Raw genomic sequence first — 12,808 nt, forward strand, 5'->3', positions numbered from 1 at the left:
TAAAAGACAAGAAATATTTAATAAAATAAATCTTGTCTTTTTTATTTTCAATTAATTATATTATTGAATAGCAGCATTTAAAGAATCAATATCAAATACAGGCAATGCTGTTATGTCAGGAGTGATTTTTTTAGTCATTCCAACTAAAACTTTTCCAGGTCCGCATTCAAATATTTTTGTTATTCCTTGTTTTTGCATATTAAGCATGCTGTCATACCATCTTACAGTTGAGAACATTTGTTTATATAAATTTTCTTTTATAGAATTAAAATCATGAACTTCAGCTGTAACATTTGATAATACTTTATTATCATTGTTGTGTAATTCGATTTTTTCTAAGAATTCTTTTAAACTGTCTGCAGCAGGTTTCATAAATGGAGAATGGAAAGCTCCGGATACTTTTAAAGGAAGTACTCTTTTAGCACCAGCCTCCTGAAGTTTAGGAGTAACCGCTTCTATTGCACTAAGTAATCCTGATATAACTATCTGATCTTTTAAATTGTAATTAGCAGCAACAACCTCTTTATTTTCAGGCATACATTTAGAAACTGCATCATAATCTAATCCCATAACTGCAGCCATACCATAAGGTGCATCAGCCCCAGCTTTAGCCATTAATAAGCCTCTAGTTCTTGCAATTTTTACAGCATCTTCAAATGATATATATCCTGCAGCTGAAAGAGCAGTAATTTCACCCAAACTATGACCAGCAAATAAATTTCCTTTAACGCCTTTAGCTTTTAAAGCTTCATAAACAGCCATACCCACTGTAACCAAAGCAGGCTGAGTATTTTCTGTTTTTTTAAGATCGTCTTCGCTTCCTTCAAAACATAATGCTTTGATATCAACATCATCTAAAATATTAGCTGCCTTATCGAATATTGCTTTAGATTCAGCAACATTATCATACAAAGATTTTCCCATACCGGCACATTGAGAACCTTGACCTGGAAATAGAAATGCTATATTTGACATATTTTATTCTCCTTTTATTAAAAATATTTTATTTTCTTAAAATTAAATAATATAAAATATTAACAAAAAAATTAACTTTTATCAAGACATTAATTTGATTTTGATGATTCTTATATTAGTTATATTATTTTAATTAAAGTTAAAAGATTCTAATCTGTAAACAACAATTTATATTTGAATAATTGACATTTTATATTAAATTGATTATCTTTAATGCAATGTTTAAAATTAATTTGGGGTTATAAAAATGAATATGAGTAATGAGAAGAAATCTAAATATATGATAATAGAGGGTATAGTATCTGTAATCATCAATATATTATTATTTGCTTTCAAATATGCTGTAGGTTTACTTACAGGTTCGCTTTCGATTATGGCAGATGCATGGCATTCATTAAGCGATTGTATAAGCAGTATAATAGTCATAATAGGCGGAATATTTTCAAAAAGACCTCCAGACGAAGAACATCCTTTCGGACATGGAAGAATAGAGCTTATAACAAGTTTTATAGTTGGGATAATGCTTGTATTTATAGGGTATAGTTTTTTCTCTGAAGCTATTCAAAACATTATGAATAAAAAATCAGCTTCATTTACAACTATAGCTATAATTGCTATGGTTGTTTCAATACTTGTTAAGGAATTATTAGCACAGTATTCTTTTTGGGGATACAGAAAATCCGGTTCTAAATCATTATATGCTGATGCTTGGCATCATAGAAGCGATAGTGTTACTTCGATAATTATATTAGTTGGTATTTTGTTTGGTAAAAGTTTTTGGTGGTTAGATAGTGTATTAAGTATATTAGTTTCACTTGTAATATTTTATGCTGCTTTTGATGTTATTAAATCCAGTGTAAAACCTTTGATAGGAGAATACCCTTCTAAAGAAACTATAGAGAGCATTAAAAAAATAGCTGAAGAAATGAATATAGATAATGCCGATTTAAATCTTCATCATTTTCATATACATACTTATGGAGATCATAGCGAAATAACTTTTCATATGCGTTTTCCTAAAGATATGACCGTTTTTGATGCTCATTCAAAGGCTACATTATTTGAAAATGCTATAAGAGAAAGATTGAGTATAGAGCCTACTATACATATAGAAGCATATAAATAAAATGCTAATCTAATAAAAAATAGGGGCGGGTGGGCGGGCTGAGTAGATTTTCATTGATATTTTTCATTTTTATTTTATCATAAACACTATGATAGAGAATGCCATTTTAAATGATAAAAATTTAGAAGAATATTTTTTATTTACTGATGATTCTAAATTAATAAAGTATAATAAAAAATATAATTCATATAAATATTTAATAAAAATAGAAACTATAAATTCCAAAGAAGAAGTTATAGTTTTAAAATTAATGTATCCTTATATATCTATAACAGAGGAGAAAGGATTAAATTCTGCTGTTATCAATATAGAAACATTGGAAGTAATTTATTTAAAAATAGAAGATTATCATTCTGAAGTATCAAGCTATTCTAATGAATTTTGTATTATTAATGATGAAATACATCTTATCACTCAAACTAAATGGAATACTATTAATATAATGAAATTAAAAACTAAAGAGATGATAACAGATATTAACCGAGATGATGAAAAGTTTGGTATAGATTATTTTCACAGCAATTTATTAGTATCAAAAGATTATAAGCATTTTCTTTATTATTGCTAGCGATAAACTCGCTAAAATTCAGCTAACAACTAAAGTTATCAGCTGCTCGTTTATCGCTTTAAAAAATAAATAATAGAATTAATCTCTGATTTTTATTAGTAATATAAATAATAATTTTTAAATATTAGAATTAAAATATAAAAAGCGAGTCGTAGCCCTTCCCATAGGGACACAGGCGTGTAACTTAATTTATTAAGTTAAGCCTTTAGTCGTAGACGAGCATAGCAATAATAAAAGAATATGAGAAATGTCAAGTGGATGTTGTTAATGAATATATAAGCGGTTATAATTGGGACAGACCTCTTGCTTTTATAGATAATAATAGATTTGTTTTGGCTTGTGATAATACAAATTTTAATGATGAAGATTTTATTTATAATCAATTAAGATTATACAATATAGATGATATAAAAATAGATGATAGCGATAATAGTAAGTATAGATATTTAGAAAGCTATAATAGTATTAATATTAATTTATTTAGTTTAGATGAAAATCATGAAGTTCATGGTAAGCTATATTTTTATAAGGATAATTTAATTGCATTTGATTTCAATAAAGATTATATAAATATTAAAAGTTATAATATAAAATATGAATCCGCAAAAAATATTATTAGCATAAAGAATAGCAATTGTTTTTTCAATGATGATTTCGGTATTATATATTATATTGATAATGATACTATAAAAGAGATTGATGTAAATATATAGATTTATTATTATGTAAATATTAATTTTTATCTTTCAAGTGAGAAATTATTATAAATAAATCATTTAAATTTATCATTATTTTGTTATAATTAGTTTTTATAAAAATAATTGTTTGGTGTTAAAATGATTTTAGATTTGAATAAAACTTATATAAAAGTATTGAAAAAACAGAATATATTAATTTTAGGAGCTACTGTAAGAAGCGGAGTAAGTATTGCTAATACTCTATATGATATTAACAGAACTTTTAATGTTAATATCAAATATGCTTTAAGCGATAGTAAAACAGAAGAACAACTTAAAGATAGTATAGAAGCATTAAAAGATAAAGATGTTAAATTATTTTTCGGTAATCAGGATATATCTATTTTGGATAATATTACTTTGATAATAATTTCACCGGGTATTCCCCATACTATACCTATAGTTGAAGAAGCTAAAAGAAGAAATATAAAAATTATAGGTGAAATTGAATTTGCTTATAATTTTCTTCCTAATAGAAATTATATCGCAGTAACAGGAACAGATGGAAAAACTACTACTGTTACATTAGTGCATGATATAATAAAATCATATAAAAAAGCAAGACTTCTTGGTAATGTCGGCAACACTTTTTCAAAAGAGATTGAAACTATAGAGCCTGATGAAGATATTATATTAGAGCTTTCAAGTTTTCAATTAGAGACAGTTGAAAAATTTCATGCTCATATAGCTGCTGTATTAAATATAGCTGAAGATCATCTTGACAGATATAAAGATATTGAAGATTATTTCAATACAAAAAAGAATATAACTATTAATCAAAATAAAAATGATTTTTTAATACTCAATTATGATAATATATATACTAACATTTGGTATAATGAGCTTAATGGTAATTCTAAAATGAAGCTTCTTACATTTTCTTTAAAAAGTAAATTTGCTACAATATATTATAATGAAGAAGATGAATGTATATATTATGAAAATGAAAAATTATTTTCCATAGCTAATAGAAAAGTTATAGGTAAACATAATATAGCTAATATATTGGCGGCAGTTTTAATATGTTTAAAAGATGATATACCGGTAGATTATATAGAAAAAGCTGTGAATAATTTTAAAGGAATAGAACATAGAGTTGAGTTAGTTGCAACAATTAACGGAGTAAAATATGTTAACGATTCAAAAGCCACATCAATGAATTCTGTAATGAGTGCCTTAAAATCTTTTGATAAGGATATTATTCTCATAATGGGCGGAAGAAATAAAAATATAGATTTTACTCATCTAAATAATATTATAAATGCTAGAGTAAAAAAGCTTATACTTATGGGAGAAGCGGCAAATGCTCTTTCAGATATGCTTCATTTTGAAAATAAAATTATAGTTAAAGATTTGACAGATGCTTTCAATTATGCTTCAGCTATATCAATAAATGGAGATACTGTTTTATTATCACCAGGCTGTACTAGCTTTGATATGTTCAAAAATTATGAGGATAGAGGAAAATATTTCAAGAGTTTGGTGTATAAACTTAGTGAAATTTCTAAAGAATAATTTGATAATTTAATGTAATTATTTCATTTTTATATTTGAATATTTTTTAAAATTATTATAGAATTAATGTTTAATAATAAAGAAAAATATTTAAGTTAACAATAAAAATATGGCTAAAAGTATTATAAATATAGTTAATATATCAAAAAGATTTGTTCATAAAGTATTGCTTGATAACGTCAATCTTCTTATAGAGGAAAAATCTAAAATAGGAATGATTGGAAGAAATGGAGCAGGAAAGACTACACTTTTGAAGATTCTTATGGGACTTGAAGAGGCTGATGACGGAGAAGTAATATTTTCAGATGATGTAAGAATAGGATATCTTCGTCAGCAGGGTGATTTTGATGATAATGAAAAGGTAATAGATTATCTTACAAGAGTTACAGGAAGAGAATCTTGGAAATGCTCTAAAATAGCAAGCAGATTCGGAATAGATCATATAAAAGTTAATAATAATTTAGGAAGTTTATCTAGCGGATATAGAATGAGAGTTAAACTTTCTGAGATGATGCTTTATGATCCTAATTTTTTAATATTAGATGAACCTTCAAACTTTTTGGATTTAAATACATTAATAGATTTAGAAAATTTTTTAACAGATTATAATGGAGGTTTTTTAATAGTTTCGCATGATAGGGAATTCTTAAAAACAACATGCGAAAAAACTATTGAAATGGAAAATTCAAAAATAACATATTTTCCAGGAAATATAGAAGATTATTTTGAATACAAAGAAGAAAAAGAATATACAATAAAAAAATATAATAAAAATATAGAGGAGAGAAAGGCACATTTAGAGAGATTTGTAGAGAGATTCAGATATAAAGCCACTAAAGCAAAAGCTGTACAATCCCGTATAAAGCAAATAGAAAAATTAAAAACAATAGAAATTAATCACCCAGCAAAGAATGTAAGAATAAAACTTCCAGAAGTTCCTGAAAAGAAAGGTTTTGCTCTTATATCTGATGATTTGGCAGTTGGATATGGAGATAAAATAGTTGCTAAAAGCGGAAGAATAGAAATACCAAGAGGAAGCAGAGTAGCGGTGCTTGGACAAAATGGTGAAGGTAAAACTACATTTTTAAGAACTATAGCTGGGAGACTTAATCCTGTATCAGGTGCTTATAATTATTCTTATGGTATAAAGATAGCATATTTTGGTGAGGATACTTATAAAAATGTAACTTCTAATGATACAGTATTATCTTATTTAAAGAAGAATGCTAAGCAGGAATTATTAACTCAGGAACTTTTAACTCTTTTAGGAAGTTTCTTATTTTCAGGCGATGATGTTAATAAAGATGTAAAAGTATTAAGCGGAGGAGAGATGGCTAGACTATCACTTCTTGCTGCCATCACTCAATGTGCTGATGTACTTATATTGGATGAGCCTACTAACCATTTAGATTTTGAAACAGTTGAGGCACTTGCTAATTCTTTGAGAGATTATGGCGGAACGATATTCTTTACTTCGCATGATAGAACTTTTGCTAGTTTACTTGCTGATACAATTATAGAAGTTAAAGATAAAAAGCTTTCTCTTTATTCTGGAGATTATGAGGCTTATGTTTATAGGGTAAGGCTTGATGCTTTAGAAGAGGAAGAAAAAGAATTAGAGTATCAAAATAAAAATAATGCTAAAGAAAACATCAGTAATGATGATAAAAACAGTAACAATTATGAAGAGAGAAAAAAAATTAGAAACAGACTTTCAAGATGTGAGTCTTTGCTTAAAAAACATGAAAAACAAATAGAAGATTATAAAAAAGAAGAAGCTGAAATATTGAAGTTTTTTGAAACATCTGTAAATTATGATGATGAAAAAAGTAAAAGGCTTTTGGAAGTAAAAAAACTAATAGAAGAAACAGAGAATGAATGGCTTTTAGTTAATGAAGAGATAGATAATATAAAAACTTTGTTATAATATTTAATGGAGGATATAAATGAGGATTTTTAAAAATGCTAAAATTTATTCTATGGACAGAAATGATAGTATCTATGAATCTTTAGCAGTTGATAATGGAAGAATAGCTTTTGCCGGTACTAATGAAGAAGTAGCAAAAAAGTTTCCTAATGCTGATGATATAATCGATTTGGAAGGTAAAACAGTTGTTCCAGGATTTAATGATAGCTGTGTTAATTTTGTTGAATACGCTCGTTTTAATACGATGCTTGATTTAAGCAAATGTATGTCTATAAGAGAAGTATTAGATTTAGCTCAAAATGCACAAAAATATGAAGGCTGGATAATAGGATGGGGATGGAATCAGGATTATTTTGAAGAAAAAAGAATGCTCACCAAAAATGATTTGGATAATATATCAAAAGAATATCCTGTTGCATTCAGAAGATGCTGCGGTGAAATGATAGTTGCAAATAGCAAGGCTCTTGAAATCTGCGGTATTACAGAAGAAATGAAATCTGATAGTATAGATTTTGAAAACGGGCTTATAAGTTCTAAAGATATGATATTAATATTATCAAAAATAAAATCATTAGAAATAGATACTCTTAAATCAATAATATTAGATACTCAAGAGGCTTTTTTCAAAATGGGAATTACTTCAGTTCAAACAGATGATTTGAGAAGTTTGCCTGATTTTGATTATAGAAAAATTATAGATGCCTATCAAAAATTGCATAGAGAGAAAAAATTAAAAATAAGAGTATGCGAACAGGCCCAGTTTATTAATAAAAAAGATATAGATGCTTTTAGAGATTATTACTATTATCAATATATTAATGATGAGAGATTTAAAGTAGCCCGTATAAAGCTTGTTATAGACGGAGGTATAGGTTCAAGAACAGCATTGCTAAGAGAAGATTATAATGATGCTCAAGGTTTTAGAGGAGTTTCTCAGTATACTCAAGAAGATCTTGATGAATTGGTTTCTTATGCTAATAGTTTAGATTATTCTTTAGCTATACAGGCTACAGGAGACGGTGCTATAGATATGGCATTAAATTCAATAGAAAAAATCAAAAATACAAAAGATTTTAAATATAGAAGAAATGGTTTGATATATGCGCAGATAACTGATAAAAAATTATTTGAAAGAATGAAAGAATTAAATGTAGGTATATATTATCAGCCTATATTCCTTCACTATGATATGCATATAATTGAAGAGAGAGTAGGTAAAGAAAAAGCTTCTACTTGTTATGCATATAAAACAGCTAAGGATATGGGAGTTCATATTGGATTTGGATCATCTGGACCTGTTGATGGTATTAGTGTTATGGAAGGTATACATTGTGCTGTTAATAGAGAGGATTTAAACGGATGGCCTGAAAATGGATGGATTTCTCAAGAAAAACTTACAGTTAAAGAGGCAGTTTATTTGTATACTATGGGAAGTGCATATATGTCATCTGAAGATAATATAAAAGGCAGTATTGAAGAAGATAAATTAGCTGATTTTGTAGTTTTAGATAGAGATATATTTGAAATTGATACTAAAGAAATAAAAGATATTAAGATATTAAAAACTATAATTGACGGAGATATAGTTTATAGTGCCTGATATTGTTTAATGTCATATTGTTAATAAAAAGGATTTAACATTAATTGTTAAATCCTTTTTTATATGGTGTAAAATTTAATAATACAACAATAAAATGAGAAAATAAAATAAATTTATTTGCTCATTTTATGGGTAGGTAATAATAATAAAATACTTATATCATTGTAGTAGTAAAAATACATAATATGATATTGGGGCAGTAAGTATTACGCTGTCAAATATATCGAATACTCCGCCATGACCTGGAAACAATTTACTTGAATCTTTAGTGTCATACATTCTTTTTATAAGACTTTCACCCATATCACCTAGAAATCCTGTTAATGTGAATATTACAGTTAATAACATTAATTGAGGAAAAGAGAAATTAGGTATATTTTTTCCTAATAAATAAGTTAAATATCCATTTGAATATAGAAAATAATATAATATTGAAAGAGGTATTGTGAATATAAACATACCTACTAAACCTTCATAACTTTTATTAGGGGAAGCACTATTGGATAATTTATGCTTACCAAATTTTCTTCCTATGATATATCCTCCGGTATCACTAAACCAAGCGCATAGCATAATAAATACTATGTAATATTTTCCGCTAGGCATAAAACGCATAAGAGATATATGCCATACTCCTAAACCAACATATATAAAGCAGAAAACAGCGGTTAATATGGCTCTTCCTTTTTCTTCAAATGTTGATACATGAACTTTAAACATATTAATGATAAATAGTATAGCTATCAAAGCAAAAACCATTACCAATGATAAATCCATAGAAGGATGTTTAGTTTCTACTATTTTATATAGATTGGAGAAATCGCCTTTAAATACATTTACATCGCATATAGTTATGATATATCCTAATACCATAGCTATCATAGTTGCTACAACTGTTCTTAAATTCTTTTGTCTATGTACCTTGGCCATATAAAATATCTCTGAGGCACTTAGAATAGATATAGCCAATATTGCTATATGAAATAAAAATATAACTTTATCATAAAACATTACTATGAGAAATAATGGTAATGTTACGGCTACAGATATAAGCCTTTTCTTCATAATTTTTATAGACCTCCATATCTTCTATTTCTGTTTGAGTATTCTTCTATAGCTTTTTTGAAATTTTCTTTAGAAAAATCCGGCCATAATATATCTGTAAAATATAATTCACTATATGAAGCCTGATACATTAAGAAATTACTTAATCTATATTCTCCTGATGTTCTTATTAAGAAATCAGGGTCTGGTATGTTTTTGGTATATAAATAATTTTGAATAAAATTTTCATCAATACTTTCTATATCTATTTTGCTGTTTATTGCATCATAGCATATATTTTTTAAAGCATTTTTCAATTCATCTCTAAAACCATAATTCAAAGCTAAAATAACAGTAAGTATTGGATTTTTGCATTTTTCAAGAGTTTCTTTTTCTGTTTCTTCTATTGTTTCTATAGTATCTTTTGGAAATGCAGAAATATCGCCTATATGTTTAACTAAAATATTATTTGAAATAAGCCTTTTAATTTCTTTTTTATAGAATTCTTTTAAAAGTTTAAATAATGCTTTTTTCTCTTCTTCCGGTCTTTTCCAATTTTCTGTTGAAAATGCATATAAAGTTAAATATTTTATATTAAGTTCACAGCAGGCTTCTACTATATTAATAACATTTTCGCTTCCAGCTCTATGTCCAAAACTTCTGCTCTTATTATGTAATTTAGCCCATCTTCCATTGCCATCCATGATTATAGCAACATGTTCAGGTATATTCGGCTCATCAGTAATCATATAGTGTCTAATTCTTTTTCTTTTGTAGTGATCATTTCATCTATTTTTTTGATGTATGAATCTGTATCATTTTGTATTTTTTTCTCTTGAGATTTTGATTCATCTTCAGTTATAGTTTTATCTTTTAATTCTTTTTTGATTTTATCATTTTCATCTCTTCTTATGTTTCTCACGGCAATTTTTGCTTCTTCGCCTCTATGTCTAACACCTTTTTTTAGCTCTTCTCTTCTTTCTTTGGTAAGTTCTGGTACTACTATTCTTATGTTTCCGCCGTCATTAAAAGGATTGAAACCTAAATCAGCTTTTAATATAGCTTTTTCTATGTCACTAACTAAACCTTTATCGAATGGCTGTATCATGATAGTTCTTGAATCTGGTGTAGAAACGTTGCCTACTTGTTTCAATGGCATGCTGCTTCCATAAGCCTCTACTTTTACCCCGTCCAATATAGAAGCATTAGCTCTTCCTGTTCTTATACCTTTTAAATCATTTTGTAAACTTGAAACTGCTTTTTCCATTCTATCTTTATATGATTCTTTTGACATAGATAAAAACCTCTTTAATTTAAAATAATTTATTTAGTAGATTATAATTTAATATAATACTATTGTCAAGTTAATTCTTTATTTATAAATTCTGATAGCATTTGTTCACTTTATAATTGACAAAGATTGTAAAATATATACACTCAATATCATTAATTTTTTATATATAATGAGTGTATATGAAAAGTGTATTAGAGATCTATGAAGAATTTAAAAATAAAATGAATTTGTTTGATAAATTAAAGAATTGTAGATTATTATATCTAGGAAAAAAATATTTACTTAATTATAATTATAAAAAAGCAATAGAAGTTTTTATTAGATTAAAAGATTTATATATCAATTAAGTATTTATGCCTAGTATTTCTTATTATAAATAAGATGAATATAAAGAATTCATAAAAGCATTTTTTAAAAAAGAATTAAAAAAGAACATATTAATAATAATATCAAATTTATCAAACATTAATGCAATTTATTTTTTTAATAAAAAAATAATTTTCTATCTTCTATACAAATAAAATTATTTTTAGTATATAATATTAAGATAAACTATGAGAGAGAATTTATGAATGTGTTGGTCAGTGCATGTTTATTAGGATTGAAATGCCGATATGACAGCAATGATAATAAATCTAATGAACTTCTAAAAGTTATATCTATGGGGTATAACTTAATCCCTGTATGCCCCGAACAGCTCGGAGGTCTTTCTACTCCTAGAAAACCTGCTGAAATTATTGACGGCAGAGTCATCAATATTAATAATGAAGATGTAACAGAAAATTTTCTTAATGGAGCTAATGAAGTATTAAAACTAGCAAAACTATATAAAATAGAATTAGCTATATTAAAAGAGAGGAGTCCTTCTTGCGGTTTTGGTAAAATATATGATGGAACTTTTAGTAAAATGGTTATAAATGGTAATGGTATATGTGCTGATTTGCTTTATAATAATGGAGTAAAAATTATAGGAGAGAGTGGGATAAAAGAATATTTTGGATTATAATATATTGAATTATTTATTTTATCTTATATAATTATACTATGTATTTATTAGAATTTAATGAAATAATAAAAGAAGTTATTTGGGGCGGAAATTCTCTGGTTTCAGTATATTCGAAACCTTTTGATAAAAATAAAACTATAGGCGAAAGCTGGGAAATTTGCGATTTGCCTAATGATAATAATATAGTATCTAATGGTGAGCTTAAAGGAAAAACTTTGTCTTATTTAGTAAAAGAATATGGTTCTGAACTTTTAGGAACAAAGTGTAAAGATGATTATTTTCCTTTGCTTATAAAACTTATAGATGCAAAAGATAAATTATCAATACAAGTTCACCCAGATGAAGAATATGCTAATAAAAGACATAACAAACATGGTAAGAATGAAATGTGGTATGTTATGGAAACTTATGGTGATGCAAAACTTCTTATAGGTCTTAAAGAAAATATTTCAAAAGAAGATTTAAAAAATTCTTTGAATAACAATAAAAATATAGAAAATATGTTCAATTATTTTGACATAAAGAAAGGTGATGCTTTCTATATACCTAGCGGATGCATACATGCTATACTTGGCAATGCTGTTATAGCTGAGATACAGACACCTAGCGATGTAACTTATAGACTTTATGATTGGAATAGATTGGATAAAAATGGTAAATTTAGGGAGCTTCATATAGAAGATTCATTTAATGTTATAAAAGATATTAATGCTTTCAATTTAAAATCTGATAAAAAGAATAGTTTTAAAGATGAAAAACTAGAAATTAATACAGTGTTTTCTAATGAATATTTCACAGTAGAGGAATATACTATAAATAAAACCTATTCTTCAAAGACTAATGGGGAAAGTTTTGAAATAATTATTGTTTTAGAAGGAAAAGGTTATATAGAATCAAATATTACTGATAATATTATCGAACTTAATGCTGGTAAAACAGTTTTAATTCCAGCTAGTTTAGGTGATTATTACATTAAAACATATGATATTATAAAAATTTTGAGGGTAACTTTATAA

At 26.5% G+C, this 12,808-nt stretch carries 13 protein-coding genes; 9 read left to right on the top strand and 4 right to left on the bottom strand.

Features of this window, described 5'->3' with window-relative positions:
- Nucleotides 1–60 precede the first annotated feature (60 nt).
- Complete coding sequence (fabD, locus tag BRSU_RS04535) at nucleotides 61–975, bottom strand: ACP S-malonyltransferase (protein WP_012669742.1); 915 nt, start codon at nucleotides 973–975, stop codon at nucleotides 61–63.
- Nucleotides 976–1,222: 247 nt separating this feature from the next.
- On the opposite strand from fabD, the gene BRSU_RS04540 reads away from it, so the two are divergent.
- The 6 genes from BRSU_RS04540 (at nucleotide 1,223) to BRSU_RS04565 (ending at nucleotide 8,448) form a co-directional block, all read left to right on the top strand.
- Entirely contained in the window at nucleotides 1,223–2,101 is an 879-nt protein-coding gene (locus BRSU_RS04540) for a cation diffusion facilitator family transporter (protein WP_048594076.1), read from the top strand.
- Between the two features lie 88 nt (nucleotides 2,102–2,189).
- Nucleotides 2,190–2,669 carry a hypothetical protein gene (locus BRSU_RS04545; RefSeq protein WP_245158050.1) on the top strand — a complete coding sequence of 160 codons (480 nt, stop codon included), beginning with the start codon at nucleotides 2,190–2,192 and terminating at the stop codon, nucleotides 2,667–2,669.
- 254 nt (nucleotides 2,670–2,923) lie between these two features.
- Nucleotides 2,924–3,382, top strand: coding sequence for a hypothetical protein (locus BRSU_RS04550; protein WP_245158051.1), 459 nt, complete (start codon nucleotides 2,924–2,926; stop codon nucleotides 3,380–3,382).
- Nucleotides 3,383–3,505: 123 nt separating this feature from the next.
- On the top strand, nucleotides 3,506–4,921 hold the full coding sequence (murD, locus tag BRSU_RS04555) for a UDP-N-acetylmuramoyl-L-alanine--D-glutamate ligase (protein ID WP_048594078.1): 1,416 nt from the start codon (nucleotides 3,506–3,508) through the stop codon (nucleotides 4,919–4,921).
- Nucleotides 4,922–5,030: 109 nt separating this feature from the next.
- The gene (locus tag BRSU_RS04560; RefSeq protein ID WP_048594080.1) at nucleotides 5,031–6,848 is read left to right on the top strand and encodes an ABC-F family ATP-binding cassette domain-containing protein; all 1,818 of its coding nucleotides are present in this window, start codon (nucleotides 5,031–5,033) and stop codon (nucleotides 6,846–6,848) included.
- A 19-nt stretch (nucleotides 6,849–6,867) separates the two neighbouring features.
- Entirely contained in the window at nucleotides 6,868–8,448 is a 1,581-nt protein-coding gene (locus BRSU_RS04565; RefSeq protein ID WP_048594082.1) for an amidohydrolase, read from the top strand.
- A 159-nt stretch (nucleotides 8,449–8,607) separates the two neighbouring features.
- On the opposite strand, the gene BRSU_RS04570 is transcribed toward BRSU_RS04565, so the two are convergent.
- From BRSU_RS04570 to frr, 3 genes are read right to left on the bottom strand one after another with little or no spacing between them, the layout of a single operon-like run.
- Entirely contained in the window at nucleotides 8,608–9,513 is a 906-nt protein-coding gene (locus tag BRSU_RS04570; protein WP_048594084.1) for a phosphatidate cytidylyltransferase, read from the bottom strand.
- A 5-nt stretch (nucleotides 9,514–9,518) separates the two neighbouring features.
- On the bottom strand, nucleotides 9,519–10,241 hold the full coding sequence (locus BRSU_RS04575) for an undecaprenyl pyrophosphate synthase (protein WP_048594086.1): 723 nt from the start codon (nucleotides 10,239–10,241) through the stop codon (nucleotides 9,519–9,521).
- Nucleotides 10,238–10,786 (bottom strand): ribosome recycling factor, encoded by a 549-nt coding sequence (gene frr / locus BRSU_RS04580; protein WP_048594088.1) that lies wholly within the window; start codon nucleotides 10,784–10,786, stop codon nucleotides 10,238–10,240. Before frr ends, BRSU_RS04575 begins: the two co-directional genes overlap by 4 nt.
- Before the next feature lie 179 nt (nucleotides 10,787–10,965).
- Between frr and BRSU_RS14460 the strand changes: the two genes are divergently transcribed.
- The 3 genes from BRSU_RS14460 (at nucleotide 10,966) to BRSU_RS04590 (ending at nucleotide 12,808) form a co-directional block, all read left to right on the top strand.
- Nucleotides 10,966–11,133, top strand: coding sequence for a hypothetical protein (locus BRSU_RS14460; protein WP_157031449.1), 168 nt, complete (start codon nucleotides 10,966–10,968; stop codon nucleotides 11,131–11,133).
- 221 nt (nucleotides 11,134–11,354) lie between these two features.
- Nucleotides 11,355–11,792, top strand: a complete 438-nt coding sequence (locus tag BRSU_RS04585) for a 2-thiouracil desulfurase family protein (protein ID WP_048594090.1) — start codon at nucleotides 11,355–11,357, stop codon at nucleotides 11,790–11,792.
- Between the two features lie 38 nt (nucleotides 11,793–11,830).
- A complete protein-coding gene (locus BRSU_RS04590; protein ID WP_048594092.1) occupies nucleotides 11,831–12,808 on the top strand; it encodes a type I phosphomannose isomerase catalytic subunit in 978 nt (325 codons plus the stop codon).

This window comes from Brachyspira suanatina (genome assembly GCF_001049755.1).
GTDB classification, from domain to species: domain Bacteria; phylum Spirochaetota; class Brachyspiria; order Brachyspirales; family Brachyspiraceae; genus Brachyspira; species Brachyspira suanatina.

Excerpts from the sequence above, each read along its gene's own strand:
- fabD (WP_012669742.1), bottom strand. The coding sequence starts at position 975 with ATGTCAAATATAGCATTTCTATTTCCAGGTCAAGGTTCTCAATGTGCC.
- BRSU_RS04540 (WP_048594076.1), top strand. The coding sequence starts at position 1,223 with ATGAATATGAGTAATGAGAAGAAATCTAAATATATGATAATAGAGGGT.
- BRSU_RS04545 (WP_245158050.1), top strand. The coding sequence starts at position 2,190 with ATGATAGAGAATGCCATTTTAAATGATAAAAATTTAGAAGAATATTTT.
- murD (WP_048594078.1), top strand. The coding sequence starts at position 3,506 with ATGATTTTAGATTTGAATAAAACTTATATAAAAGTATTGAAAAAACAG.
- BRSU_RS04560 (WP_048594080.1), top strand. The coding sequence starts at position 5,031 with ATGGCTAAAAGTATTATAAATATAGTTAATATATCAAAAAGATTTGTT.
- BRSU_RS04565 (WP_048594082.1), top strand. The coding sequence starts at position 6,868 with ATGAGGATTTTTAAAAATGCTAAAATTTATTCTATGGACAGAAATGAT.
- BRSU_RS04570 (WP_048594084.1), bottom strand. The coding sequence starts at position 9,513 with ATGAAGAAAAGGCTTATATCTGTAGCCGTAACATTACCATTATTTCTC.
- BRSU_RS04575 (WP_048594086.1), bottom strand. The coding sequence starts at position 10,241 with ATGATTACTGATGAGCCGAATATACCTGAACATGTTGCTATAATCATG.
- frr (WP_048594088.1), bottom strand. The coding sequence starts at position 10,786 with ATGTCAAAAGAATCATATAAAGATAGAATGGAAAAAGCAGTTTCAAGT.
- BRSU_RS14460 (WP_157031449.1), top strand. The coding sequence starts at position 10,966 with ATGAAAAGTGTATTAGAGATCTATGAAGAATTTAAAAATAAAATGAAT.
- BRSU_RS04585 (WP_048594090.1), top strand. The coding sequence starts at position 11,355 with ATGAATGTGTTGGTCAGTGCATGTTTATTAGGATTGAAATGCCGATAT.
- BRSU_RS04590 (WP_048594092.1), top strand. The coding sequence starts at position 11,831 with ATGTATTTATTAGAATTTAATGAAATAATAAAAGAAGTTATTTGGGGC.